Source organism: Shinella sp. BE166 (assembly GCF_051201095.1).
Taxonomy (GTDB): Bacteria; Pseudomonadota; Alphaproteobacteria; order Rhizobiales; family Rhizobiaceae; genus Shinella; species Shinella lacus.
This window is the reverse complement of sequence record NZ_JBPEHL010000002.1, coordinates 631,151-656,366: the sequence shown is the minus strand read 5'-3', so window position 1 is coordinate 656,366 and position 25,216 is coordinate 631,151. Positions and strand designations below refer to the sequence as shown.

General features: G+C 64.7%; 29 protein-coding genes. 20 read left to right on the top strand and 9 right to left on the bottom strand.

From position 1 onward, the window contains the following. Position 1: 1 nt before the first annotated feature. The 3 genes from J2Y63_RS07245 to J2Y63_RS07235 form a co-directional block, all read right to left on the bottom strand. Positions 2–1,228: a vWA domain-containing protein gene (locus J2Y63_RS07245; protein ID WP_435265475.1), complete on the bottom strand. Its 1,227-nt coding sequence runs from the start codon at positions 1,226–1,228 to the stop codon at positions 2–4. A 9-nt stretch (positions 1,229–1,237) separates the two neighbouring features. Further along, the gene (locus tag J2Y63_RS07240; protein WP_435265528.1) at positions 1,238–2,113 is read right to left on the bottom strand and encodes an AAA family ATPase; all 876 of its coding nucleotides are present in this window, start codon (positions 2,111–2,113) and stop codon (positions 1,238–1,240) included. A gap of 78 nt (positions 2,114–2,191) precedes the next feature. Next, a complete protein-coding gene (locus J2Y63_RS07235; protein WP_256116177.1) occupies positions 2,192–2,674 on the bottom strand; it encodes a flavin reductase family protein in 483 nt (160 codons plus the stop codon). Positions 2,675–2,859: 185 nt separating this feature from the next. Between J2Y63_RS07235 and J2Y63_RS07230 the strand changes: the two genes are divergently transcribed. The 7 genes from J2Y63_RS07230 to J2Y63_RS07200 all read left to right on the top strand — a co-directional run bounded on the left by J2Y63_RS07230 (position 2,860) and on the right by J2Y63_RS07200 (position 8,678). Continuing rightward, positions 2,860–3,936, top strand: coding sequence for an ABC transporter substrate-binding protein (locus tag J2Y63_RS07230; RefSeq protein WP_435265474.1), 1,077 nt, complete (start codon positions 2,860–2,862; stop codon positions 3,934–3,936). Then, positions 3,937–4,938 carry a P1 family peptidase gene (locus tag J2Y63_RS07225; RefSeq protein WP_435265473.1) on the top strand — a complete coding sequence of 334 codons (1,002 nt, stop codon included), beginning with the start codon at positions 3,937–3,939 and terminating at the stop codon, positions 4,936–4,938. Between the two features lie 82 nt (positions 4,939–5,020). Further along, positions 5,021–5,698 carry a ribulose-phosphate 3-epimerase gene (rpe, locus tag J2Y63_RS07220; RefSeq protein ID WP_435265472.1) on the top strand — a complete coding sequence of 226 codons (678 nt, stop codon included), beginning with the start codon at positions 5,021–5,023 and terminating at the stop codon, positions 5,696–5,698. Continuing rightward, positions 5,695–6,429: a DUF2259 domain-containing protein gene (locus J2Y63_RS07215; RefSeq protein ID WP_435265471.1), complete on the top strand. Its 735-nt coding sequence runs from the start codon at positions 5,695–5,697 to the stop codon at positions 6,427–6,429. Before rpe ends, J2Y63_RS07215 begins: the two co-directional genes overlap by 4 nt. A 2-nt stretch (positions 6,430–6,431) precedes the next feature. Then, positions 6,432–6,962 (top strand): hypothetical protein, encoded by a 531-nt coding sequence (locus tag J2Y63_RS07210; RefSeq protein WP_435265470.1) that lies wholly within the window; start codon positions 6,432–6,434, stop codon positions 6,960–6,962. 59 nt (positions 6,963–7,021) lie between these two features. After that, positions 7,022–8,329, top strand: a complete 1,308-nt coding sequence (gene purB, locus J2Y63_RS07205; protein WP_435265469.1) for an adenylosuccinate lyase — start codon at positions 7,022–7,024, stop codon at positions 8,327–8,329. 100 nt (positions 8,330–8,429) lie between these two features. Next, positions 8,430–8,678 (top strand): hypothetical protein, encoded by a 249-nt coding sequence (locus tag J2Y63_RS07200; RefSeq protein WP_435265468.1) that lies wholly within the window; start codon positions 8,430–8,432, stop codon positions 8,676–8,678. A gap of 95 nt (positions 8,679–8,773) precedes the next feature. Here J2Y63_RS07200 and J2Y63_RS07195 read toward each other — a convergent pair whose 3' ends face one another. Further along, positions 8,774–9,577 carry a DUF2189 domain-containing protein gene (locus J2Y63_RS07195; protein WP_256115733.1) on the bottom strand — a complete coding sequence of 268 codons (804 nt, stop codon included), beginning with the start codon at positions 9,575–9,577 and terminating at the stop codon, positions 8,774–8,776. Between the two features lie 171 nt (positions 9,578–9,748). On the opposite strand from J2Y63_RS07195, the gene J2Y63_RS07190 reads away from it, so the two are divergent. Next, positions 9,749–10,309 (top strand): RBBP9/YdeN family alpha/beta hydrolase, encoded by a 561-nt coding sequence (locus J2Y63_RS07190; protein ID WP_435265467.1) that lies wholly within the window; start codon positions 9,749–9,751, stop codon positions 10,307–10,309. A gap of 95 nt (positions 10,310–10,404) precedes the next feature. Next, positions 10,405–12,993, top strand: a complete 2,589-nt coding sequence (locus J2Y63_RS07185; RefSeq protein ID WP_435265466.1) for a sensor domain-containing protein — start codon at positions 10,405–10,407, stop codon at positions 12,991–12,993. A gap of 61 nt (positions 12,994–13,054) precedes the next feature. Here the strand turns inward: J2Y63_RS07185 and J2Y63_RS07180 are convergent, their stop codons facing one another. After that, the gene (locus J2Y63_RS07180; RefSeq protein WP_319321611.1) at positions 13,055–13,375 is read right to left on the bottom strand and encodes a DUF1476 domain-containing protein; all 321 of its coding nucleotides are present in this window, start codon (positions 13,373–13,375) and stop codon (positions 13,055–13,057) included. A gap of 224 nt (positions 13,376–13,599) precedes the next feature. Between J2Y63_RS07180 and purC the strand changes: the two genes are divergently transcribed. From purC to J2Y63_RS07155, 5 genes are read left to right on the top strand one after another with little or no spacing between them, the layout of a single operon-like run. Further along, on the top strand, positions 13,600–14,364 hold the full coding sequence (gene purC / locus J2Y63_RS07175; protein WP_256115728.1) for a phosphoribosylaminoimidazolesuccinocarboxamide synthase: 765 nt from the start codon (positions 13,600–13,602) through the stop codon (positions 14,362–14,364). Between the two features lie 44 nt (positions 14,365–14,408). Continuing rightward, positions 14,409–14,651 (top strand): phosphoribosylformylglycinamidine synthase subunit PurS, encoded by a 243-nt coding sequence (gene purS / locus J2Y63_RS07170; protein ID WP_256115726.1) that lies wholly within the window; start codon positions 14,409–14,411, stop codon positions 14,649–14,651. Positions 14,652–14,670: 19 nt separating this feature from the next. Further along, positions 14,671–14,928: a hypothetical protein gene (locus J2Y63_RS07165; protein WP_256115725.1), complete on the top strand. Its 258-nt coding sequence runs from the start codon at positions 14,671–14,673 to the stop codon at positions 14,926–14,928. Beyond that, complete coding sequence (gene purQ / locus J2Y63_RS07160; protein ID WP_319321620.1) at positions 14,925–15,596, top strand: phosphoribosylformylglycinamidine synthase subunit PurQ; 672 nt, start codon at positions 14,925–14,927, stop codon at positions 15,594–15,596. Before J2Y63_RS07165 ends, purQ begins: the two co-directional genes overlap by 4 nt. Positions 15,597–15,643: 47 nt before the next feature. Continuing rightward, on the top strand, positions 15,644–16,036 hold the full coding sequence (locus J2Y63_RS07155) for a hypothetical protein (protein WP_256115723.1): 393 nt from the start codon (positions 15,644–15,646) through the stop codon (positions 16,034–16,036). Between the two features lie 10 nt (positions 16,037–16,046). Here the strand turns inward: J2Y63_RS07155 and J2Y63_RS07150 are convergent, their stop codons facing one another. Then, on the bottom strand, positions 16,047–16,262 hold the full coding sequence (locus tag J2Y63_RS07150) for a DUF1127 domain-containing protein (RefSeq protein WP_435265465.1): 216 nt from the start codon (positions 16,260–16,262) through the stop codon (positions 16,047–16,049). A gap of 94 nt (positions 16,263–16,356) precedes the next feature. Between J2Y63_RS07150 and J2Y63_RS07145 the strand changes: the two genes are divergently transcribed. From J2Y63_RS07145 to J2Y63_RS07120, 6 genes are all read left to right on the top strand, one after another. Further along, positions 16,357–17,775: a PLP-dependent aminotransferase family protein gene (locus J2Y63_RS07145; protein ID WP_435265464.1), complete on the top strand. Its 1,419-nt coding sequence runs from the start codon at positions 16,357–16,359 to the stop codon at positions 17,773–17,775. 104 nt (positions 17,776–17,879) lie between these two features. Further along, a complete protein-coding gene (purL, locus tag J2Y63_RS07140; RefSeq protein ID WP_435265463.1) occupies positions 17,880–20,117 on the top strand; it encodes a phosphoribosylformylglycinamidine synthase subunit PurL in 2,238 nt (745 codons plus the stop codon). Positions 20,118–20,136: 19 nt separating this feature from the next. Beyond that, a complete protein-coding gene (locus tag J2Y63_RS07135; protein WP_256115719.1) occupies positions 20,137–20,370 on the top strand; it encodes a BolA family transcriptional regulator in 234 nt (77 codons plus the stop codon). A gap of 6 nt (positions 20,371–20,376) precedes the next feature. After that, a complete protein-coding gene (locus tag J2Y63_RS07130) occupies positions 20,377–20,640 on the top strand; it encodes a hypothetical protein (RefSeq protein ID WP_435265462.1) in 264 nt (87 codons plus the stop codon). Positions 20,641–20,792: 152 nt separating this feature from the next. Next, positions 20,793–21,125: a Grx4 family monothiol glutaredoxin gene (gene grxD / locus J2Y63_RS07125; protein WP_256115717.1), complete on the top strand. Its 333-nt coding sequence runs from the start codon at positions 20,793–20,795 to the stop codon at positions 21,123–21,125. 127 nt (positions 21,126–21,252) lie between these two features. Next, positions 21,253–22,458, top strand: coding sequence for a multidrug effflux MFS transporter (locus J2Y63_RS07120; protein ID WP_435265527.1), 1,206 nt, complete (start codon positions 21,253–21,255; stop codon positions 22,456–22,458). 75 nt (positions 22,459–22,533) lie between these two features. Here J2Y63_RS07120 and J2Y63_RS07115 read toward each other — a convergent pair whose 3' ends face one another. The 3 genes from J2Y63_RS07115 to J2Y63_RS07105 are packed head-to-tail and all read right to left on the bottom strand — an operon-like array spanning position 22,534 to position 25,173. After that, positions 22,534–23,355, bottom strand: a complete 822-nt coding sequence (locus J2Y63_RS07115; RefSeq protein ID WP_435265461.1) for an inositol monophosphatase family protein — start codon at positions 23,353–23,355, stop codon at positions 22,534–22,536. Further along, a complete protein-coding gene (gene ttcA / locus J2Y63_RS07110) occupies positions 23,352–24,212 on the bottom strand; it encodes a tRNA 2-thiocytidine(32) synthetase TtcA (RefSeq protein WP_435265460.1) in 861 nt (286 codons plus the stop codon). Before ttcA ends, J2Y63_RS07115 begins: the two co-directional genes overlap by 4 nt. A 31-nt stretch (positions 24,213–24,243) precedes the next feature. Beyond that, on the bottom strand, positions 24,244–25,173 hold the full coding sequence (locus tag J2Y63_RS07105) for a glutaminase (RefSeq protein WP_435265459.1): 930 nt from the start codon (positions 25,171–25,173) through the stop codon (positions 24,244–24,246). Positions 25,174–25,216: the final 43 nt, after the last annotated feature.

The window sequence follows — 25,216 nt, the reverse complement described above, 5'->3', positions numbered from 1 at the left end:
CTCATGCCGCCGGCAGGAAACGCCGCGGGTCGCCGGCACCGCGCGGGGCGGCGCCGGAAAGCGCAGCCACCAGATCGGCCATGGCATCCAGATTGTGCACCGGCCGCAGGTCATCCACATGCGGCAGCATGGCACGCACCCCGCGCGCCCGGGCTTCGAAACCTTCGAAGCGCAACAGCGGGTTGAGCCAGATCAGCCGCCGGCAGGAGCGGTGCAGCCGGTCCATTTCCGTTTCCAGCAGTTCGATGCCCTCTCGCTCCAGCCCATCGGTAATGAGCAGCACGACGGCGCCCTGTCCCAGCACGCGGCGCGACCACAGCCGGTTGAATTCCTTCAGCGTCTCGCCGATGCGCGTTCCGCCGGACCAATCGCTGACCGTCTGGCTGCATGCCTCGACGGCAAGATCGGGATCGCGATGGCGCATCGGCCGGGTGACGTTGCTGAGCCGCGTTCCGAACAGGAAGGCATGCATGCGGCGGCGGTGTTCGGCGAGCGCATGCAGGAAATGCAGGAAGATGCGCGTGTACTGGCTCATCGAGCCGGAAATGTCGGCGAGCACGACGAGCGGTGGATGCGCGGTCTTCGGCTCGCGATGGCGCGGCAGGATCAGCGCGCCGCCGGTGCGCATGGCGTGGCGCATCGTGGCGCGCGCATCGATCACCACCGGCCGGGTGGAGCGGCGGAAACGGCGCGTGCGCACCTCGTCCATCGGCAACACGAGGTTGGAGATGGCGCGCTTGGCCCCGGCAAGCTCCGCCGCCGTCATCTGCGCGAAATCCGTGCGGCGCAACACCTCGCTGCCGGAAGCGGTGAACCGCGCGTCGATCTCGATATCCGGCTCGTCGCGAAGGCGCTGCTCCTGCCGTCCGAACAACGCGTCCGACACACGGGTCTCGCCCGCCTTGCGCTTCTCGCGCTCCTCATGCCGCGTGACGACCGGCGACATCAGCGCGATCATTTTCGCCACAAGGTCGCGCGCGCGCCAAAAGAGCCGGAAGGCCTCGTCGAAGACGGCGTCGTCTTCATGGCGCTTGACGAGCGTCGCATGCAGCGCCGTGTAAAACTCCTCGCGGTCGCCGATGCCGATCGCCTGCACGGCCTCGATGGCATCCGTGACGGCCGCCGGCCCGATGCGCAGGCCGGCCTTGCGCAGCACGCGGGCGAAAAACACGATATTGTCGGCGAGGCGCCCATCCACGGCGCTCGAAACATCGCTTTCCGCCGCCATCGCCATCGCTCAGCCCGCCGCTGCCAGGCCGGCCTTGACGTCGTCGAGCAGCTTGCGGCCCTCCGCGCCGTCGATGCGCGCAATGTCGTCCTGGTATTTGAGCAACGTGCCGAGCGTGTCGGCGACCGTCTCCGGATCGAGCGCCACGCGGTCGAGTTCGGTCAGTGCCGTCGCCCAGTCGATGGTTTCGGCGACGCCCGGATTCTTGAAGAGATCGAGCATGCGCAGCTTCTGCACATAGGCTACGACCTGGCGCGACAGCGTTTCGTTGCAGCCGGGCACCTTGCGGCGGATGATCTCCAGTTCCTGGGCTGCCTGCGGATAATCGACCCAATGATAGAGACAGCGCCGCTTCAGCGCGTCATGCACCTCGCGCGTGCGGTTCGTCGTGATGATGACGATCGGCGGCTCCGCGGCACGGATCGTGCCGAGTTCCGGCACCGTCACCTGGAAATCGGACAGCACTTCCAAGAGGAAGGCCTCGAAAGCTTCGTCGGTACGGTCCAGCTCGTCGATCAGGAAGATGGGCGCACGGCCGTCCGGCGCGGAAAGCGCCTGGAGCACGGGGCGGCGGATCAGGTAGCGCTCGGAGAAGATATCGGCCTCGATGCGGCCGCGGTCGGTGGTGCCGGAGGCTTCGGCGAGGCGGATCTCCAGCATCTGCGCCGGGTAGTTCCACTCGTAGACCGCCGAGGAAATGTCGAGGCCTTCGTAACATTGCAGGCGGATCAGCGGACGGTCGAGCGAGGCGGCCAATACCTTGGCGATCTCCGTCTTGCCGACGCCGGCCTCGCCTTCCAGGAACAGCGGCCGCTTCATGCGCAGCGCGAGAAACAGCACGGTGGCGAGCGAACGCCCGGCGAGATAATTGCCGGCCGAAAGCATCTCCACGGTTTCGTCGATCGATTGCGGGATGTGTCCGCGCTGGTAAACCACGCCGCTCCTCCGTTCCGGAGGTCGAACTTATAGCGTGTGGTAGCCCCGGTCCATATAGAGAAGCGCCGGTTTGTGCTCGCCGGTGGAAATGCCCATCACCTCGCCGATCAGGATCATGTGCGTCGCCATGACCTTCAATTCGACGAGCCGGCAGTCGAAGGCGGCGCGCGCATCCATCAGCACGGGCGCGCCGGTCACCAGCTCTCCCCAATTGCCCATGGCGAAGCGCTTTTCCGATGTCATGGCCGGGTCGCGGCCGGAAAAGGCGTTGGCAAGCTCAACCTGATCGGCGGAAAGCGAGTTCAGCGCAAAATGGCCGCTCTTGGAGAAGATCGCGTTGTTCGGGTTGGAGGCGTTGAGGCAGGCGAGAACCATGGCCGGATTGTCCGACACCGAGCAGGCGGCGGTGATCGTCACACCGCGCTTCTCGCCCTCGTGCGCCGTCGTCACGATTTGCACATGGCCGGCATAGCGGCTCATCGCATCGCGGTAGAGCGACGGGTCCAGCATCAATCTGTCCAACACGGCATTCTCCTTCAACACAGGAGATACATGGCGAAAGTGAAGAAAAATGTAAGCCCCGTCGTCGAATTTTCCTGTCCTGCCAGAGACAAGCGGGGAATTGCGACGATATTTTCTTTGACCCCGCCGGCGCGGCCCTTACAAAGGGCATCATCGCGATCCATGGATTGAGAATGAAGACCTTTTTCTTCGCCAGCCTCATCGGCGCCTCGGTGTTTACGGCCCTGCCGGCGACGGCCGCCGGCCTCACCTTCGCCGTCGTCGCGCCTTCCGAAGGGCCGCTCGCGATCCTCGGCCAGCAGGTGCGCGACGGCGCGCGCTTTGCGGCGGAGGCGAATGGCGACACGGTCGTGGAGATCCCGGAAGCCTGCGACGAGACCGATGGCGACGGGATCGCCAAGCAGATCCTGGCCGCCGACGCCGTCGCCGCCGTCGGCTTCCTCTGCACCGAAGGGCTTGCGGCCTCGCTGCCGGCGCTCGCCGAAGCAAAAGTGCCGGCCATCACGCTTTCCGTACGCTCGGGCATCCTCATAGAGGATGCGCTGAAGAAGAACTGGCCGCTCTTCCGGCTGGCGCCCGGGCCGAAAGCGGAGGCCGACAAGGCGGTGGAGGTCATCACCCGCGACTGGAAATCCGAGCCCTTTGCCCTCATCGACGACGGCACGATCCATGCCCGCGAACTCGTCGAGGCGATCCGGCTGCGGCTGGAGGAAGTCGGCATGAAGGCCGTCTTCGTCGATACCTACCGCCCGGCGCAGGAGCAGCAGCTCACCCTCGTGCGTCGCCTTTCCCAGACCGGAGTGACCCATGTCTTTGTCGGCGGCGACCGCACGGACATTGCGGTGATCGCGCGGGATGCCAAGGCCGAAAAGGTGTCGCTGGCGCTGCTCGGTGGCGAGGCGCTGCTCGGTGCCGATCCGAGCGTGCCGATGACCGACGGCGTCGAAGCGATCGCGCTGCCGGACTATGGGGCACTGCCGGAGGGCGAGCCTGTCGCGACAGCGCTGAAGGCAAAGGGCATCATCGCCGAGGGTTACGTGCTGCCCGCCCACGCTGCTATTACCGCGCTTGCAACCGCGGCGGCCACGGGTGGCGACCTTGTGGAAAAACTCGCCGGCGGCAGTTTCGCGACGGCAATCGGCCCAGTCGCCTTCGGCGCGGACCGCGAGCTCGGCGACAATCCCTATCGCCTGCTCGTCTGGCGCGGGGGTGCCTTTGTGCCGGCCGGGACCGCGCCTGAGAGCGAATAGATGAAGCCGGGCGCGAAAAACAGCATCACCGATGTCGCCGGCCTGAAGGTCGGCAATGCGACGGATCATGTCCTGCGCTCCGGCGTCACGGTCGTCGTCTGCGAAGACCCCGCCACTGCCGCGGTTCAAGTGCTCGGCGGCGCGCCGGGCACGCGCGAGACCGATCTTCTGGAGCCGCACAACACCGTGCAGACGGTCGATGCCGTCGTGCTTGCCGGCGGCTCGGCCTTCGGGCTCGATGCCGCCTCCGGCGTGCAGGCGGGTCTGCGCGAGGCCGGGCGCGGCTTTGCCGTCGGCGCCTTTCGCGTGCCGATCGTGCCCGCCGCCATCCTGTTCGACCTGATGAACGGCGGCGACAAGGACTGGGGGCGCTATCCGCCCTATCGCGAACTCGGCTATGCGGCGCTTGCCAATGCGGCCGCCGATTTCGAAACCGGCAGCGTCGGCGCCGGCACCGGCGCGCTCACCGCGACCGTCAAGGGCGGCCTCGGCTCGGCCTCCAGCGTGCTGGAGGGTTGCTTCACCATCGGCGCGCTGGTGGCGGTCAATGCGCTGGGCTCCGCGACCATCGGCGACACCCGGCATTTTTGGGCGGCGCCCTTCGAAGAGGGCGACGAGTTCGGCGACCTTGGTCTGCCGGCACCCTTCCCCGCCGGTGCTCGCGTGCCGCGCACCAAACTGTCGCGACGCCCGACGGGCGTGGAAAACACCACCATCGCCGTCATCGCCACCGATGCGGTGCTGAGCAAGGCAGAAGCCAAGCGGCTGGCGATTGCCGCCCATGACGGTTTTGCCCGCGCGCTCTGGCCGGCGCATACGCCGCTCGACGGCGACCTCGTCTTCGCGCTCGCCACCGGCAGGAGCGGCCGCACGCCGGCAGCGGAGGATTTCATCGCGCTCTGCGCGGCCGCCGCCTCCACCATGGCCCGCGCCATCGCCCGCGGCGTGCACGATGCGGTGCCGATGCCCGGCGATGTCATGCCAAGCTGGTCGATGCGGTAAATTCGCCCGTTGTTCGCCCTCATCCGGAATGATATGGCGACGGCAAAATCCTAGCCCCACATCCTTGTCCAAGGAGCCTGACATGACCCTTCCCATCCGGATCGCGCCCTCCATCCTCGCCGCCGACTATGCGAAACTCGGCCAGGAAGTGCGCGACGTCGTCGCGGCCGGGGCGGACTGGATCCACCTCGACATCATGGACGGGCATTTCGTGCCGAACATTTCCTTCGGCCCGGATGTCATCAAGGCGCTGCGCCCGCACACCGACGCCTTCTTCGACTGCCACCTGATGATCGCGCCCGCCGACCCCTATCTCGAAGCCTTCGCCAAGGCGGGCTGCGACAGCATCACGGTGCATGCCGAGGCCGGCCCACATCTCGACCGCTCGCTGCAGGCGATCAAGGCGCTCGGCAAACGCGCCGGCGTGTCGATCAACCCTGCGACGTCGGAAAGCGTGCTCGACTACATTCTCGACAAGATCGACCTCATCCTCGTCATGACGGTCAACCCGGGTTTCGGCGGCCAGAAATACATTCCGTCGATGCAGGAAAAGCTGCGCCGCGTGCGAAAAATGGTCGGCGACCGGCCGATCGACATCCAGGTCGATGGCGGCATCGCGGTGGATACGATCGCGCTGCCCGCCGCCGCCGGCGCCAATGTCTTCGTCGCCGGCTCCGCCATCTTCAGCGGCGGCCATGTTGACGCCTATCGCAAAACCATCGACACTCTGCGCAGCAATGCGGAGGGTGCGCGGGCGTGACGGTTTTCGGAAGGGCGGCGGTCGCGCTGCTCGCCTCCCTGCTGGCTGCGGCCGGCGCATCGGCCGGCGACTTCGCGAGCTACCAGACGCTCGGCTTCTCGCCGGACGGAAAGGTCTTCGCCTACGAGGAATTCGGCGTCCAGGACGGTTCCGGCTTTCCCTATTCCAACCTCTATTTCATCGACACGGAGAAGGATTCCTTTCTCTCCGGCACGCCGATCCGCGTGCGCATTGATGACGAGGAGGCGGACCTCGCCAAGGCGCGCGCCGAGAGCTTCGGCAAGGCGAAAAGCCTGATCGAACAGCACAAGGTGCTCTCCAATCCCGGCGTGCTCGCAGCCTTCAACCCGGTCGGCGAAGTGGGCGTCGATCGCAAGCGCCTCGAATATCTGCAATATGCTATCGAACCGACGCCCGGCGGCAGCTTTGCGCTGGCGATTGACGACATCCCGCTCGATGTGTCCGACCGATGCCGCGACCTAGTGATCGAGGGCGGCAAGGGCTTTCGCCTGAAGCTGGTGAAGCGCGACGGTGCGGCGGCCGATGAGGTGCTCCACGAGGACACACGCGTTCCGGACAGCCGCAACTGCCCGCATTCCTACCAGATCTCCGGCGCCGTGACCTTCAGCCCGCTCGGCGCCGATCCGGTCCATGTGGCGCTGGTGCTCGTGCGCAGCTTCGGCTTCGAGGGCAGCGACGGCCGCTGGATCGCCGTTCCCTTCCGGCCTTGAGCATGGAACTTGCGGCGGGCACGACGGGCGCAGCTTTCCGCGAACCGACTCCAATCCTGCCCGCCCTGCCGCTGCATCTCGGCGGCGCCGTCGGCTGGGGCCTGCTGATGGTCGCCTGTGCTTACATCTCGCTTGTGATACAGGGGCGCGCCGAGACCTTCCATCTCCAAACGATCCTGTCCATCTATGCCGCCGGCGGCCTTGCCGCCTGGCTCATCGCGTTGCCGATGGCCCGCCTGCTGACGCGCCGCCGCAACGTCGAGACGCGTTTTGCAGCGCATTTCGCGCTGCTCGGCCTCGGCACCGTCGCCTTGACCGCCTTCTTCTTCGCCATGGACTACCGGCTGTTCTATGCGCAATGGCACCAGCCTTTCGGCACGCGCATCTGGGCCTACCAGTTCGTCTTCACGTCGCTCGGCGCCTGCTACCAGTTCCTCGTCATGGGCCTCGGGCTCTACCTGCCGGCGGGATTGCCGCTGCTTGCGGGCGCCAGCCTGTGGCTCGCGCGATGCATGCCCGCATACATGCGTTGAGCTTGCCGGCCATCTTTGCTAAAGCGGCGGCAACGCCCACCTGAGAAAGTCTTGAGCCGATGATCCCCCGCTATTCCCGACCGGACATGGTCGCCATCTGGTCGCCCGAAACGAAGTTCCGCATCTGGTTCGAGATCGAGGCGCATGCCTGCGACGCGCTGGCGGAGCTGGGCGTCATCCCGAAATCGGCGGCCGAGACCATCTGGGAAAAGGGCGGCAAGGCCGAGTTCGACGTCGCCCGCATCGACGAGATCGAGGCCGTCACCAAGCACGACGTCATCGCTTTCCTGACGCATCTCGCCGAATTCGTCGGCCCCGACAGCCGCTTCGTGCACCAGGGCATGACGTCGTCCGACGTGCTCGACACGACCTTCAACATCCAGCTCGTGCGTGCCGCCGATATCCTGCTTGCCGACATGGACCGCGTGCTGGCCGCGCTGAAGGCCCGCGCCTTCGAGCACAAGGACACGATCCGCATCGGCCGCAGCCACGGCATCCATGCCGAACCCACGACGATGGGCCTGACGCTCGCCCGCTTCTACGCCGAGATGGACCGCAACCGCGCCCGCCTCGTGGCAGCCCGCGCCGAAATCGCCACCGGCGCGATCTCCGGCGCCGTCGGCACCTTCGCCAATATCGATCCGCGCATCGAAGAGCATGTCTGCGCCAAACTCGGCCTGACCCCGGAGCCGGTCTCCACGCAGGTCATCCCGCGCGACCGCCACGCCATGTTCTTTGCCGTGCTCGGCGTCATCGCATCGTCGATCGAAAACGTCGCGATCGAAATCCGCCACATGCAGCGCACGGAAGTGCTGGAAGCCGAAGAGTTCTTCTCGCCGGGCCAGAAGGGTTCTTCGGCCATGCCGCACAAGCGCAACCCGGTGCTGACGGAAAACCTGACGGGCCTCGCCCGCCTCGTGCGCATGGCCGTGACGCCGGCGATGGAAAACGTGGCGCTCTGGCACGAGCGTGACATTTCCCACTCCAGCGTCGAGCGCGCCATCGGCCCGGACACGACGGTGACGCTCGACTTCGCGCTGAACCGGCTTGCCGGCGTCATCGAGAAGCTGGTGATCTATCCGGACAACATGCTGAAGAATCTCAACAAGTTCCGCGGCCTGGTTCATTCGCAGCGCGTCCTGCTTGCCCTTACGCAAGCTGGCGTTTCGCGCGAGGACGCCTACCGCCTCGTGCAGCGCAATGCGATGCGGGTCTGGGAACAGGGCAAGGATTTCCTGGAAGAGCTGCTCGCCGACACGGAAGTGCGCGCCGCCTTGTCCGAAGAGCAGATCCGCGAAAAGTTCGACCTCGGCTACCACACCAAGCACGTCGACACGATCTTCCGCCGCGTCTTCGGCACCGTCTGACATCGATCCCCAAACGTGCCGGCGAAGCCCCTTCGCCGGCCGGAAACTCTGTATTAGACTTCCCTTGCGTGCAATGCCGCACGCATCCTGGGGGCTGAACATGAAGTTTCTTGCTGCCGCATTTTGTTCTGCAATTGCGCTGGCCGCGTCATTCGCCGGCACCGTGCAGGCGCAGACGCCACAATCCATCGTCGAACTGCTGAAGGCCGGCTACGACATCATCAACGTGGCGCCGATTTCCGAAAGCTACGCGGTCTTCCTGCAAAAGGACGACGGGGTCGTCGTCTGCCAGATGGGTTTCAACGACGGCGCCTTTTCCACCGACAAGTGCTATCCGCTGACCAAGTGAGGGCCAGAAACGGCGATGGCGCCAATGGCGCCATCGCCCCCTCTGACGGGCGGCCTTGCGCCCTCCTCCTGGCGCTCGTTCCACCCGCGAACGTTCTATTGCGGCTCGTCGACCACGATCTTGCGGTAGAGATGCCAGGTGGCATGGCCTAGGATCGGCATGACCACGGCAAGGCCGACGAAAAGCGGCACCGTGCCGATGATGAGCAGTGCCGCAACGATCAGGCCCCAGCAGGCGATCGGCACGGGGTTGACCAGCGTCGCCCTAAGCGAGGTTTCCATCGCCGAGACGGCGCCGACATCGCGGTCGAGCAGCATCGGAAAGGCGATGACGGTCGTCGCCAGCACGACGAGCGCGAAGCAGAAGCCGATGGCATTACCCGCCAGCATCAGCAGCAGCCCGTTTTCGGAACTGAAGATGGAAGCGAGGAACAGGGCGAGCGATTGCGGCGGCTCCGGCCCGAACAGGTTGGTATAGAGGATCTGCGCGAAGACCAGCCAGGCCACGAAAAGCGCCATCAGCATGGCGCCGACGGCAAGGATGGAGGGCAGCGCCGGCGAATGGCGCACCTCCAGCGCATGGCGCCAGGATGTATCCATGCCGCGCTCGCGCCGCCGGCTGATCTCGTAGAGGCCGATGGCGAAGAACGGGCCGAGCAGCGCGAAACCGGCGATCAGCGGAAAGATCAGGGGCAGCAGGTTGGCGCCGGAACTCCAGGTGACCAGCACCACGCCCGAGATCGGATAGATCAGGCTCAGGAAGACATAGTGCGAGGGTTTTGCGCGAAAATCGTCAAAACCGCGCGCCAATGCATCCCACACGTCGGAAAGCCCGATCCGGCGGATCGCCGGACGCGCCACCACGCTGTCTGGGCCTGCCATCACATGAAAAGTCGCCATGATCACGCCTCCTTGCCGGTTTGAAACCGTCACGGCCCGTGCGCGCGTGGAGGGCAATCGTCCGCCAGTACGGCCGGCCGTCATTGCATCGAAGATGGCGGATTATACACCCGGGCGGCGATTTGTCCTCCCCTCTTGACTTCAGGACTTCGTGAACGCACATGCGACCGCATGAAAGCGTCAGAAGCAGAAATCCTCATCGTTCCCGGCTACACCAATTCCGGGCCGGAACACTGGCAGAGCCGCTGGCAGAACAAGCTCGGCTCGGCGCGCCGCGTCGAGCAGGCCGAGTGGGCGAAGCCCGTGCGGGAAGACTGGGTCCAGCGCGTGGTCGAGGAAGTGGCCGCCGCGACGAAGCCCGTCGTCCTCGTTGCCCATTCGCTCGGTGTCGCCGCCGCCATCCATGCCGCGCCCCATTTCGGCAACAAGGTCGCCGGCGCCTTCCTTGTCGCACCGCCGGATGTCGCCAACCCGGATATCCGCCCGAAACACCTGACGACCTTCGGGCCGTATCCCCGCGAGCCGCTGACCTTCCCGTCGCTGGTGGTTGCCAGCCGCAACGACCCGTTCGGCACCTATGAACATGCCGACGACATCGCCGCCGCGTGGGGCTCGCTGCTGCTCGATGCCGGCGAGGCCGGGCATATCAACACGGAATCCGGCCACGGCCCCTGGCCGGAGGGCACGATGGTTTTCGCGCAGTTCCTGAGCCGCCTCAAGGCCCCCGAATGAAGCTTCTATGACGAAGGTGGTATTTCGTCATTAAGAGGAATTTCATAGAAATCCTGCACGCTCTGGCTGTTTAGTTCAAGCAGGCGCCGCGTTTCATGGCCAAACCTTTCGGTTCGACCTCCATTGCCGTGCGAGAAGCGGAGCCCGAGCCGTTTTATCGCCAGCTTTTTGCGCGCTCCGGCTTCGGTTTTGCAGCGCTCGATGCGGAAGGCCGCATCATCGATGCCAATGCCAGCCTGCTGCGCGCATTCGGCGTCGCGTCTTTCGCGGATCTCCCGCCTTTCCCGGATTGCGTCTCGCCCAAGGACCGTCCGGCCATCGCCTTCGCCATGCGCCCGCACCTTGCCGAACAGGCGCCCTGGGAAGTGCGCCTGCTGCGGGCGGACGGCAGCGAATTCTGGGTGCTCGCCTCCTTCATCGAGCCGCCCGCCCTTCCCGACGAGGCGCTGAGCCCGGCCATGATCGTCCAGACGATCGATGTCGACGAGCGCAAGCGCAACGCCCTCGAACTGGCGGAGCGGGAAAGCCGCTGGAACCATGCGCTGGAATCCGCCGGCCAGGGCGTCTGGGACCATGATTTCGCGCGCGGCGACCTCTTCTATTCCCGCCAGTGGCGCACCATCCGCGGCCTGCGGCCGGACGATCCGATCGACACCTCGCTTGACACCTGGATCCAGACCGTGCATCCGGACGACCGGGCGCATGTGCTTGCCGAAATCGCCAAGCAGGAAAGCGGCGAAGCATCCTTTAACGTCTTCAGCTACCGCGAACGGCACAAGGACGGACACTGGATCTGGATCGAGAGCCGTGGTGCGGTCGTCGAGTATGGCCCGGACGGCAAGCCGAGCCGCATCGCCGGCACGGACACGGACATCACCGAGCACAAGGAAGCGGAAGAACGGCTCGCGCAGATGTCGCGCCGCCTGGAACTCGCCCTTGACATATCGCGCATTGGCGTTTTCGAGATCAACCTCAAGACGTCCGATGTGCGCTGGGACGACCGCATGATCGGGATTTACGGCCTCGACGGAGACCCGGATTCGGAGACCTGGGAGCGCGCCCTTCATCCTGACGATCGCCTCAAGGCCACGATGACGGTCGCCGACGGCATCTTTCGCGGCCAGGACTTCGTCAACGAGTTCCGTATCATCCGCGGCGATGGCGAGATCCGTCATGTGCGGGGACGCGCCGCCCCCTATATCGACCTCACCGGCGTGCCCCGTCTCATCGGCGCGAACTGGGACGTCACCGGCGACGTGCGCCTGCAGGAAGAGCTGAAGCGCGCCAAGGATCTTGCCGAAGCCCGCAACGACGAATTGGAAGCGGCAAGGGCGCGCATCGAATATACCGCGCTGCACGACCACCTGACCGGCCTGCCGAACCGCCGCTATCTCGACGCAACCATCCAGGCCGCCGCGAAGGAGGCGCAGGAGACCGGCAGCCGGCTCGCTGTGCTGCATATCGATCTCGACCGCTTCAAGGAAATCAACGACACGCTCGGCCACCTCGCCGGCGACCAGATGCTGGTGCATGCCGCGGGCCTGTTGAACGCGTTGAAGGGACCGGATGATTTTGTCGCGCGCATCGGCGGTGACGAATTCGTCTTCCTTTCCACCGGCTCGGGTGGGCGCAACCTCGCGACGCTTGCCGAGGCGATCGTCGATGCCATGCGCAAGCCCGTCACCTTCAACGGCCATATTTGCCGCTTCGGCGCCAGCGTCGGCATTGCCAGCCTTTCGGGCGCGGCGATCGATGCCAAGCAGCTGCTCGTCAATGCCGACCTCGCGCTCTACCGCGCCAAGAACCGCGGCCGCAGCCGGCACGAATTCTTCACCAGCGATTTCCAGGCGCAGATCATCGTCAACAAGCAGACGGCCGACGAGATCCTCTCCGGCATCGAGCAGCGGCGCTTCCTGCCCTATTACCAGCCGCAGTTCTGCGCCCGCACGCTCGATATCGTCGGCGTCGAGACGCTGGCCCGCTGGGATCATCCGACACGAGGCATCCTTGCGCCCGATTCCTTCCTGAAGATTGCGGAAGACCTCGACTGCGTGGCGACGATCGACCGCATCGTGCTGGAACAGTCGCTTGCCGATTTTGCGCGATGGGAGGCGCAGGGGCTGGGCATCGCCAAGATCTCGGCCAACGTCTCGTCGAAACGCCTGCACGACCCCGAGCTTGCCCACTCGCTGCGCACGCTCGACATCCGCCCGAAATCGCTCTCCTTCGAACTGCTGGAATCGATCTTCCTCGACGATTGCGACCGCACGGTGCTGGAGAACCTCGCCGAGATGCGCAGGCTCGGCATCGATATCGAGATCGACGACTTCGGCACCGGCCATGCCTCCATCGTCAGCCTGATGAAGCTGAGCCCCCGGCGCCTCAAGATCGACCGCCAGCTCGTCAAGCCGGTCAGCCGTTCGCCGGGCCAGCGCAAGCTCGTCGCCACCATCGTGGAAATCGGCCGCTCGCTGAACATCGAGGTCGTGGCCGAGGGCGTCGAGACGCCGGCGCATGTCGCCATCATGCGCGATCTCGGCTGCGATATCCTGCAGGGTTACGCGCTTGCCCGCCCCATGCCGGCCGACGCTATACCGGATTTCGTGCAGCGGCAGGAATGGCGCAGCCAGACCGGCACCGTGCGCGACCTGCAGAACGAAGTCCGCCGCGCCATCATCCGCTAGAAACGAAAAAGCCGCCCGGCATCACCGGACGGCTTCTGCAATACATGATTGCAGCCGCTGATCAGCTGGCTTCGACCTGCGCGATCGCGACAGCGAGAAGCTCGAGCATCTGCACGCGGATTTCGTCTTCGCTGCGGGCGACACCGGCAGCGTCGAAATCGGCCTTGATCTTGCGCACGACATCCTCATGGCCGACTTCCTCGAAATCGGCGGCGACGACGTCTCTCGCATAGCTGTCCGCGTCGGCGTCCGTCTTGCCGAGCAGGCCGGCAGCCCAGAGGCCGACCAGCTTGTTGCGGCGTGCCTCGGCCCTGAAGCGCAGTTCCTCGTCCAGCGCGAACTTGGCCTCGAAGGCCTTTTCCCGATCCTGCATGTTGGTCATCCGTGACTCCCGTAGATTCTTTTGCCCGTTGGGTTCCCCGCCCATAAATCAAAACGACGGCAAAAGTGCAACGCGAACTTTCGTGAGTTCGGAAGTTCCGGGAAGGCCGGAAAACGGGGGATCGGGCGAGACGCCGATTGTTAAAGTGCAGCATTTCGTTTATGGGAGCGCAAACGAACGACACCTGCGCGGCCCCCAAGCGCGCCAACAACAGAGAAAAATCCATGAACCGTCGCCGCCGTATTTACGAGGGCAAGGGCAAGATTCTTTATGAAGGCCCTGAGCCAGGCACGCTGATCCAGTTCTTCAAGGACGATGCGACCGCCTTCAACAAGAAGAAACACGATGTGATCGACGGAAAGGGCGTGCTGAACAACCGCATCTCCGAGTTCCTCTTCACGCAGCTCAACAAGATGGGTATCCCGACCCATTTCATCCGCCGTCTCAACATGCGCGAGCAGCTGATCAAGGAAGTCGAGATCATCCCGCTCGAAGTGGTCGTGCGCAACGTTGCCGCCGGCTCGCTGTCCAAGCGCCTCGGCATCGAGGAGGGTACCGTCCTTCCGCGCTCCATCATCGAATTCTATTTCAAGGCCGATGCGCTCGAAGACCCGATGGTCTCCGAAGAGCACATTACCGCCTTCGGCTGGGCGAGCCCGCAGGAACTCGACGACATCATGGCGCTCGCCATCCGCGTCAACGACTTTCTCTCCGGCCTCTTCCTCGGCGTCGGCATCCAGCTCGTCGATTTCAAGATCGAGTGCGGCCGCCTCTATGAAGGCGACATGATGCGCATCATCATCGCCGACGAGATTTCGCCGGACAGCTGCCGCCTGTGGGACATCGCGACCCAGGAGAAGATGGACAAGGACCGCTTCCGCCGCGATCTCGGCGGTCTGCTGGAAGCCTACCAGGAAGTCGCCCGGCGCCTGGGCATCATCAACGAAAACGAGCCCGTGCGCGGCACCGGTCCGGTCCTGGTGAAGTAACCCTTCACCGGCCAGCCGAACATATTTGGTTTGAAGAGGAAGACATGATCAAGGCACGCGTAACGGTGACGCTCAAGAACGGTGTTCTGGACCCGCAGGGCAAGGCAATCGAAGGCGCGCTCGGCAGCCTCGGCTTCGAGGGCGTCGGCGCTATCCGCCAGGGCAAGGTTTTCGACCTAGAACTCGCCACCGCCGACCGCGCCAAGGCCGAAGCCGACCTCAAGGCGATGTGCGACAAGCTGCTGGCCAACACGGTAATCGAGAATTATACTATCGCCCTCGCCTGACGGTTGAAGGACATAGGCAATGGCAGAGGTCACGAACGAACTGCTCTACGAGGTGCTGAAAAGCATCCATGCCCGAATGGACAAATTGGACACGGGCCTTTCCGACCTTCGTAGCGAGATGATCACGATGCGCGGAGCAATCGTGACCGTGCAGCAGGACGTCCATCACATCTATTCGCGGCTGGAGCGCGTCGACCAACGCCTCGACCGTATCGAAAACCGCCTCGAACTGCGTGAACTCGCCGAGGCCCAGGCAAGGTTTGAACCACACCCATGAAGTCCGCCGTCGTCCAACTTCCCGGCCTCAACCGTGACCGCGACATGATCGCGGCGCTGACCAAGATTTCCGGCGTAGCACCGGTCACCGTCTGGCAGACGGAAACAGACCTGCCGGATGTCGACCTGATCGTCATTCCGGGTGGCTTCTCCTATGGCGATTACCTGCGCTGCGGCGCGATTGCCGCGCGCATGCCCGTCATGCAGGCGATCAAGGCGAAGGCGGAAGCCGGCGTGAAGGTTCTGGGCGTGTGCAACGGCTTCCAGATCCTGCTCGAAGCGGGCCTGCTGCCCGGCGCGCTGATGCGCAATGCCTCGCTGAAATTCGTCTGCCGCGAAGTGAAGCTGGAAGTGGCGAATGCCGAGACCGACTTCACCCGCGCTTACGACAAGGGCCAGATCATCCGCTGCCCGGTCGCCCACCACGACGGCAACTTCTTCGCCGATGCCGAGACGCTTGCCGCGATCGAAGGCAATGGCCAGGTCGTGTTCCGCTATGCCGAAGGCACTAACCCGAACGGCTCGCTGAACGACATTGCCGGCGTCATCAACGCGAAGGGCAACGTGCTCGGCCTGATGCCGCATCCGGAAAACCTGATCGAGGCCGCGCATGGCGGTTCGGACGGTCGCGGCCTCTTCGCATCGGTGCTCGACGTAATCGCTGCTTAACGCACGCTTGTTATCAAGGGCGCATGTCCATTCCCGAAAGGCTTTTCATGCGCCCTCTTCTCCCAGCCAAGCTTCTCCTGCCGCTCGCCGCCGTCGCGGCTCTGGCCGCTTGCCAGACGAAGACCCCGGCGCCGAAGGTCAATGGCGGCGCGCTGCCGACCATGGAGCGCGTGGCACTTGCCGCAAACAGCTGCTGGTTCAAGTCGGGCGATCCGGCCTTCAAGGCCTATCGCCTCGCGCCGGAATTGAACTCCTTCTCCGGCCGCCCGCGCATCCTCGTCGTGCACCGTAATTCGCCGGAATCCCGTCCGCTGCTCGTCGTGCAGGCGGAAGGCAACCCGGCAAAGCTCGATGCCTTCGGCCCGATGATGGGCGAAGCGGTCGGCGCGCGCATCGCGAGCGACGTTCAGCGCTGGGCCGGCGGCGGCAAGGGCTGCTGAGCGTTAAAACTCAATCCCAGTAGAACGATTTCCTGACCTCGCGATGTGCCTCGGTGCGAGTGATGCCGATGTCACGCAGCTCGTCGTCGGTGAGCTCCAGCAGGGCATGGCGCGTGCGCCGCTTCAGGCAATGGGCGCGCAAGGCGAGCCAGGTGCGATAGGCAATTGCCCGCACTGATCTCTTGGGCTCAAGGCCGGATTCGGCGAAGATTGTATCAATTGTCATTGTCAATTCTCCTGACAAGCCACTGCAATAGTAGCAATCGATACATTCAATAGATAATTGACTCTCTCGGCGGTGCAATATAAGAATTGGCACCATGACAAATTGGCTTCCCGATCTCCAGGCCTCCGACGGGCCGCTTTATGTCCGCATTGCCGACCAGATCGAGCAGGCGATCAATGCAGGCGCGCTCGCCTCGGGCAGCAAGCTGCCGCCGCAGCGCAACCTCGCCTATGACATCGGCGTCACCATCGGCACCGTCAGCCGCGCCTACAGCATGGTGCGCGAACGCGGCCTCGTCAGCGGTGAAGTGGGGCGCGGCACCTATGTGCTGGGCACGTCGGAGCACAATCCCTCCCCTGCCGTCGATCCGGTCAGCGCAAGGCTTGCCGGCACGCGCGCGGCCAATGCACCGCCTGGAAAACTGCGCTTCGACACGACCGCGGCGACGGACATCGGCCAATCCGCCGCCGTCACCGACATTCTGGCGGCGATCTGCCGGGAGCAGCCGAACGAGATTGCGAGCTACACCCGCAACTTCCCCCGCCATTGGCTGGAAGCGGGCCAGCGCTGGCTCGGCAGCGGCGGCTGGCAGCCCAGCATCGACAGCATCGTGCCGACGCTTGGCGCGCATGCGGGCATCATCGCCGCCGTCTCCGTCATCACCGCGCCCGGCGACCGCATCGTCTTCGAGCACCTCACCTATTCCCAGGTCAGCCGCGGCACCGCCCTGCTCGGCCGCCAGACGGCGCTCGTCGAATCGGATGCCTATGGCGTGATCCCGGACGATTTCGAGCGCGTCTGTGTGCAGCAGCACCCCAAGCTCGCCTTCCTGATGAGTGCCGCGCAGAACCCGACGCTCGCCACCATGCCGGAGGATCGCCGCCGCGCAATCGCGGCGATCGCCAAGCGGCACAATGTCTGGCTGATCGAGGACAATCTCTACGGCGCCACCGTCGACAATGGCATTCCGCTGCTGGCAGAAATCGCACCCGACCGCACTTTCCTCGTCGGCGGCCTGTCGAAAAGCGTGGCTGCCGGTGTGCGTGGCGGCTGGATCTCCTGCCCGCCGCATCTGGCGCAGCGCGTGCGCATTGCCCACAAGATGGTGAGCGGCGGCCTACCCTTCCTGCTGGCGGAAGTCGCCGCCCGCCTCGTGCTTTCAGGCACGGCCGATGCCATCCGCAGCGCCGTCGCCGACGAGGTGCAGGCGCGCGAGGCGATCGCGCGGGAGATTTTCGCCGGGCTGGATTTCGAGTCCCATCCGCGCGTGCCGTTCCTCTGGCTGAAGCTACCCGATCCCTGGCTGTCCGGCACGTTCCGCCAGGCCGCTTTCGCCGAAGATATCCTCATCGACGACGAGGACGAGTTCAAGGCGGGCCGCTCGGAGAAGACGTTCCACCGCGTCCGCATCGGCTTCTCGCCGCCGGAAAACCGCGAGGATGTCGTGTCCGGCCTGACGCGGCTTCGCCGCCTGCTCGTCCATGGCCCGACGGGTTACGACAGCCTCGCCTGACGGCCTCCTTCGGCTGTGATTGCAGGTCATTTTCCTGTCGCACTGCAAAGCAGCATGAGGTAAAGAGACCGCAAAGCTGCCCTCCACCGACAAGACGAGCGACGATGACCATTTCGAACACCCGCCCGATCACCCCGGAGCTGATTGCCGCCCACGGGCTGAAGCCGGATGAATATGACCGCATCCTCTTGCTGATCGGCCGCGAACCGACCTTCACCGAACTTGGCATCTTCTCCGCCATGTGGAACGAGCACTGCTCGTACAAGTCCTCCAAGCGCTGGCTGCGCACGCTGCCGACCAAGGGTCCGCGCGTCATCCAGGGCCCGGGCGAAAATGCCGGCGTGGTGGATATCGATGACGGCGACTGCGTCGTCTTCAAGATGGAGAGCCACAACCACCCCTCCTATATCGAGCCCTACCAGGGAGCTGCGACCGGCGTCGGCGGCATTTTGCGCGACGTCTTCACCATGGGCGCACGCCCGGTCGCGGCGATGAACGCACTGCGCTTCGGCGCGCCGGACCATCCGAAGACCCGCCACCTCGTCTCCGGCGTCGTCGCCGGTGTTGGCGGCTACGGCAACTCCTTCGGCGTGCCGACGGTCGGCGGCGAAGTCGAGTTCGACGAGCGCTACAACGGCAATATCCTCGTCAATGCCTTTGCCGCGGGTCTTGCCAAGTCCAACGCGATCTTCCTCTCGGAAGCCAAGGGCGTCGGCCTGCCGGTCGTCTATCTCGGCGCCAAGACCGGCCGTGACGGCGTCGGCGGCGCCACCATGGCATCGGCCGAATTCGACGAGTCGATCGAGGAGAAGCGCCCGACCGTGCAGGTCGGCGACCCCTTCACCGAAAAGTGCCTGCTGGAAGCCTGCCTCGAACTGATGCAGACCGGCGCCGTCATCGCCATTCAGGACATGGGTGCGGCCGGCCTCACCTGCTCCGCCGTCGAAATGGGCGCCAAGGGCGATCTCGGCATCGAGCTGAACCTCGATCTGGTGCCGGTGCGCGAAGAGCAGATGACCGCCTACGAGATGATGCTGTCGGAAAGCCAGGAGCGCATGCTCATGGTTCTGGAGCCCGCCAAGGAAGAGGTCGCCAAGGCGATCTTCGTCAAGTGGGGCCTCGACTTCGCCATCGTCGGCTACACGACGGACGACCTGCGCTTCCGCATCCTGCACCAGGGCGAGGAAGTCGCGAACCTGCCGATCAAGGACCTGGGCGACCAGGCGCCGGAATATGACCGCCCGTGGCGCGAGCCCGGCAAGCCCTCGCCGCTGCCGGCCAGCCTGGTGGCGGAACCTGCCGACTACAATGAGGCCGTGCTGAAGCTTGTCGGTTCGCCGAACCAGTCGAGCCGCCGCTGGGTCTACGAGCAGTATGATACGCTGATCCAGGGCAATTCGCTGCAGATCCCCGGCGGCGACGCCGGCGTGGTGCGCGTCGAAGGCCATGCCACCAAGGCGCTTGCCTTCTCCTCCGACGTGACGCCGCGTTACGTCGAGGCCGATCCGTTCGAGGGCGGCAAGCAGGCCGTCGCCGAATGCTGGCGCAACATCACGGCAACCGGCGCCGAGCCGCTCGCCTCCACCGACAACCTGAACTTCGGTAATCCGGAAAAGCCGGAAATCATGGGCCAGTTCGTCAAGGCCATCCAGGGTATCGGCGAAGCCTGCCGTGCGCTCGATTTCCCGATCGTCTCCGGAAATGTCTCGCTCTACAACGAGACGAACGGCATCGCGATCCTGCCGACCCCCACCATTGCCGGCGTCGGCCTGCTGCCGGACTGGTCCACCATGGCAAAGATCGGCGGCGCGAAGGACGGCGACCAGCTGATCCTCATCGGCATCGACGGCAGCCATCTCGGCCAGTCGGTCTACCTGCGCGACGTGCTGGGCATCGTCGACGGCCCGGCGCCGGAAGTCGACCTGCATGCGGAGCGCCGCAACGGCGATTTCGTGCGCTCGGCCATCCGCAACGGCCAGGTCACGGCCTGCCACGACATTTCCTCGGGCGGCCTCGTGGTCGCACTTGCCGAAATGGCGATGTCGTCCGGCAAGGGCGCCGCGGTCGATCTCTCGGGTTCGAACGGCCCCGCGCACGCGCTGCTCTTCGGCGAAGACCAGGCGCGCTACGTCATCGCCGTCCCGGCCGATCTCGCCAACTTCCTCAGCGCCAACGCCGAGGGTGCGGGCGTGCCGTTCCGCCGTCTCGGCACGGTGGGCGGCGACGCGCTCGTCGTGGAGGGTCGCCTGTCGCTCGCCATTGAGCAATTGCGCAACACCCATGAATCGTGGTTCCCTGACTTCATGGATGGCAACGGCAACGCCGCTGCCGCCGCGGAATAATTATAAGGGAGCAGTCCACATGCCTATGTCACCCGGCGATATCGAAGACATGATCAAGTCCGGCATTCCCGGCGCGAAGGTTGTCATCCGCGATCTTGCCGGCGATGGCGACCACTATGCAGCCGAGGTCGTCGCGGAAGCGTTTCGCGGCAAGACCCGCGTGCAGCAGCACCAGATGGTCTATGACGCCCTGAAGGGCAATATGGGCGGGGTGTTGCATGCCCTCGCCCTCCAGACCTCCATTCCGGAGTAATCCGCCATGGCCGGTCTCCTCGATGAACTCGTCTCCGGCGTGGTCGATGCGGCTCTCAAGGAGGTGCTGAAGAAGACCGGCGTGCGCAAGACAACGGCCAAGCGCACACGCCGCAGGACGACGACGCGCAAGAAGGCTTCCGGCGGGCTGCTCGGCGACATCCTCGAAGCGGCGCTGAAGCCGGCGGCGAAGAAGCCGGCCCGGCGCCCGCGCAAGCAGGTGAGCCGACGCCGCACCGCCGCCAGCCGTTCGCGCCAGCGCAGCCGGTAGGGCGCGACCATCGCGCAACAGCCCCGGAAATCGTAAGGGAGCCCCTTGCGTTTTTTCTGAGGGCCTTCTGGCAATTGTCATCCGAGATTGTTATCTAGGGCGGACGGTTCATCGCATCGGCCCTTGAAGCCGATTTGCCAAGGAATACTGCAATGAGCATCCACGATTTCATCGCAAACGAAGTAAAGAACAACGACGTCGTCGTCTTCATGAAGGGCACGCCGGAATTCCCGCAGTGTGGGTTCTCCGGTCAGGTCGTACAGATCCTCGACTATGTGGGTGTGGACTACAAGGGCATCAACGTGCTCGCCGACGCCGACATCCGCCAGGGCATCAAGGACTATTCCAACTGGCCGACCATTCCCCAGCTTTATGTGAAGGGTGAGTTCGTCGGCGGTTGCGACATCGTGCGCGAGATGTTCCAGTCGGGCGAATTGCAGTCCCATCTTCAGGAACAGGGTATTTCGATCAAGGGCGCTGCCTGACGCTTCACGGTCCTTCCGGCCGGCCAAGCTTTTAAAGGCGCCGCATTCCCAGCGGCGCCTTCTCTCTTTTATGGAATAAATTCTTATGTCCGGACTTTCCCCCGAATCGGCCCAGCGCCTCAAAGGCATGGGCAAGATAGAATTCATTGCGCTCATGGCGCTGCTGATGGCGCTCAATGCTCTGGCCATCGACATCATGCTGCCCGGCCTGCAGGAGATCGGCGCCAGCCTCGGCGTCGAGAACGAGAACCACCGGCAATATGTCATTTCCGCCTACCTGATCGGCTTCGCCTTCGCGCAGTTGCTCTACGGCCCGATATCGGACCGGTTCGGCCGCCGTGCGCCGATGTTCTTCGGCCTCGGCGTCTATGTCGTGTCGTCGCTGGCGGCGATCTTCGTGCCGAGCTTCGCGGCCCTGCTGGCGCTGCGCTTCATCCAGGGCATCGGCTCGGCCGCCATGCGCGTCATCACCATCTCCATCGTGCGCGACATTTTCGGCGGCCGCGCGATGGCGGAGGTCATGTCGCTGATCATGATGGTCTTCATGGTCGTGCCGGTGCTGGCGCCGGGCACGGGCCAGGTCGTCATGCTGTTCGGCGACTGGCACCTGATCTTCGTCTTCATGGCCGTCATGGCCTCTGTCGTCTGGGCGTGGATGTATTTCCGCCTGCCGGAAACGCTGCATGCCGATGACGTGCGCCCCTTCACGGTGCGGTCGGTGCTGCAAGGCTTCCGCATCGTGCTGACCAACCGCGTGGCGCTCTGCTACACGCTGGCGAGCACCTTCATCTTCGGCGCGCTGTTCGGCTTCATCAACTCGGCGCAGCAGATCTATGTCGGCATCTACGGGCTTGGCGTCTGGTTCCCGGTCGCCTTTGCCGGGGTCGCGGCCTTCATGGCGCTGTCGTCCTTCGTCAATGCGCGGCTCGTCGGCCAGTTCGGCATGCGCCGGCTGTCGCATGGTGCATTGCTCGGCTTCCTCGCCGTCAACACGCTGTGGCTGCTTTTGACGCTCCTCTGGGCGCCGCATGTGCCGTTCGCCATCTTCATCGTGCTCTTCGCGCTGTCGATGTTCCAGTTCGGCTGGATCGGCTCGAACTTCAACTCGCTCGCCATGGAGCCGCTCGGCCACGTCGCCGGCACGGCCTCCTCCGTGCTCGGCTTCATGGGCACGGCCGGGGGCACGATCCTCGGTGCGATCATCGGCCAGGCTTTCAACGGCACCGCGCTGCCCCTCGTCATGGGCTTCTTCTCGCTGTCGATCATCGGCCTGATCTTCGTGCTGATCGCCGAGCACGGGAAGCTGTTCCAGCCGCATAACCAGCCGGTCTGACGAAACCGCCAGGACAAATGCAAAAGGCCCGGCTACCAATGGCAGCCGGGCCTTTTTGTTGGGTCGAAAACCGCCTCAGTCGACAAAAACCTCGCGGCGCAGCATCTCCCAGCTATCCTTGTCCGGCGCGACCAGCAGGCCGCCCTCGACATGGTGCGGCTGGTAAGGCGAGCCGTCGAAGCGGGCGGCATAGGCACCGGCTTCCTGGGCGATGAGCGTGCCGGCCAGGTGATCCCAGGGCATCAGCTTGTTGTACATCAGGTAATGCAGGTGGCCGCCGGCGAAGGTGCGGTATTCGTGCGCCGCGCAGCGGTAGTTCGAAACGAAGGCCACCTTGGCGAGGTTCGACAGGATGCGGGCGCGCCGCTCGCGATCGAGGAAGCTGGTGGAGGCCATGCCGGTCATGGCTTCGAGCGGTGCCGCGCCCCGCGTCTTCAGCTTGACAGCCGGGCGGTGATCGCCGGTCTGCCAGGCGCCGCCGCCCTTTTCCGCCATCACGAAATCATCGCCCATCGGGTCGTAGATGATGCCGCCGACGGTCTCGCCACCGGATACGATCGCCGCCATGACGCCGAAAAGCGGCACGCCGGAGGCGAAGTTGAAGGTGCCGTCGATCGGGTCGACGACGATGGCAAGCTCGGCATCGGCGAGCTTCGGCAGCAACGCCGGATCGGCCGCGACCGATTCCTCGCCGACGAAGAGCACGCCCGGGAACTGTGCCGCGACCTCTTTCTTGATGAAGCGTTCGGCCGCTTCGTCGGCCTCCGTCACCAGGTCGTTGGCGTCCGCCTTGGTGCGGATGTCGCTCTTGGCGAGTGCGCGAAAGCGCGGGCGGATTTCGGCCTCGGCCGCCTGTGCAAGCACCAGCGCCAGGGCATTGATGTCAATCGTCGTCATTCGTGTCTTACCGTTTCCAGGGAGGAGAAATCGAAAAGCTTCGGGTCGAGAAGATGGGACGGGTTGGTATGGCCAAGTGCCCGCAGCATGGCGTCCTTGCGGCCCGGCATGCGCGTCTCGATATCGGCCAGCATCGCCTTCATCGCATTGCGCTGGAGGCCGTCCTGCGAGCCACAGAGATCGCAGGGGATGATCGGGAACTGCATGGCGGCCGCGAATTTCGCGAGATCCTCCTCCGCCGCATAGGCGAGCGGGCGCAGCACCATCAGGTCGCCCTCGTCGTTCAGGAGCTTCGGCGGCATGGCGGCGAGCCGGCCGCCATGGAAGAAGTTCATGAAAAAGGTTTCGAGAATGTCTTCGCGGTGATGGCCGAGCACCAGTGCGTCGCAGCCCTCTTCGCGCGCGATGCGATAGAGATTGCCGCGCCGCAGCCGCGAGCAGAGCGAACAATAGGTCGCGCCCGCCGGCACTTTCTCCTTCACGATGGAATAGGTGTCGCGGTATTCGATGCGGTGTTTGATGCCGATCGAGGACAGGTATTCCGGCAGGATATGTTTTGGAAAATTCGGCTGGCCCTGATCGAGATTGCAGGCGATGAGCTCCACCGGCAGCAGGCCGCGCCATTGCAGGTCCATCAACAGCGCCAGCAAGCCATAACTGTCCTTGCCGCCGGAGACGCCGACGAGCCAGCGCTTCTGGCCCTTCAGCATGGAAAAGTCGTCCATCGCCTGTCGCACCTGCCGCAGCAGGCGCTTGCGCAGCTTGTTGAAGGAGACGCTCCTGGGGGCATCCGCAAAGAGCGGATGACGGCCGTCGTCCGATGCGTCGTCGTCGGTATCTGCAAATGCGAGGGTCATGGGTTTGCAATGCCCCGAACGCGGCTCACAATCAAGCCCCGAAGACCGACCAGCCCGTCCGCGCCGCCAGCATTTCCAGCGCCAGCGAGCCGAGCAGCGAGTTGCCGTTGTCGTTCAGCCCCGGCGACCAGACCGCAACCGAGGCCTTTCCCGGGGCCACGGCGAGAATGCCGCCACCCACGCCGCTCTTGCCCGGCAGGCCGACGCGATAAGCGAAGTCGCCGGAGCCGTCATAGTGGCCGCAGGTCAGCATCAGCGCGTTGATGCGCCGCGCGCGCATATGCGAGACGACGCGGTGGCCGGTCAGCGGGTTGGTGCCGCTGTTGGCGAGGAACAGCCCCGTCTTGGCGAGCTGCCGGCAGCTCATCGCCAGCGCGCATTGGTGGAAATAGACGCCGAGCACCAGTTCGGCCGCGTGGTCGAGCTTGCCGAAGGAGCGCATGAAATTGGCGAGCGCGAAATTGCGGAACCCCGTCGCCTGCTCGGAGCGCGCGACAGCCTGGTCGATGATGATGTCGTCCTCATCCGCGAGGTAGCGCAGGAAGCGCACGATCTCGCCGATTGCCTCCTTCGGCGTATGGCCGGCAAGAATGAGGTCCGTGATCGCGATGGCGCCGGCATTGATAAACGGATTGCGCGGAATACCGCCCTCGTGCTCCAGCTGGACGATGGAGTTGAAGGCGGAGCCCGACGGTTCGCGCCCCACCCGCTTCCAGATCGCCTCGCCATGTTTGCCGAGCGCCAGCGTCAGCGTGAAAACCTTGGAAATGCTCTGGATCGAGAAGGCTTCTTCCGCGTCGCCCGCGAGATACCTCGTGCCATCGACACTGACGACAGCCATGCCGAACTTCTGCGGGTCCACATGCGCAAGCTGCGGAATGTAATTCGCCACCCTGCCCTCGCCACGCCGTGGCGACAGCGTCGCATGGATCTCGTCGACGATAGCCTGCAAATCCGTCATGCCGTTTCCCCCAAAAGAAAAAGCCGCCAATCTCTTGGCGGCT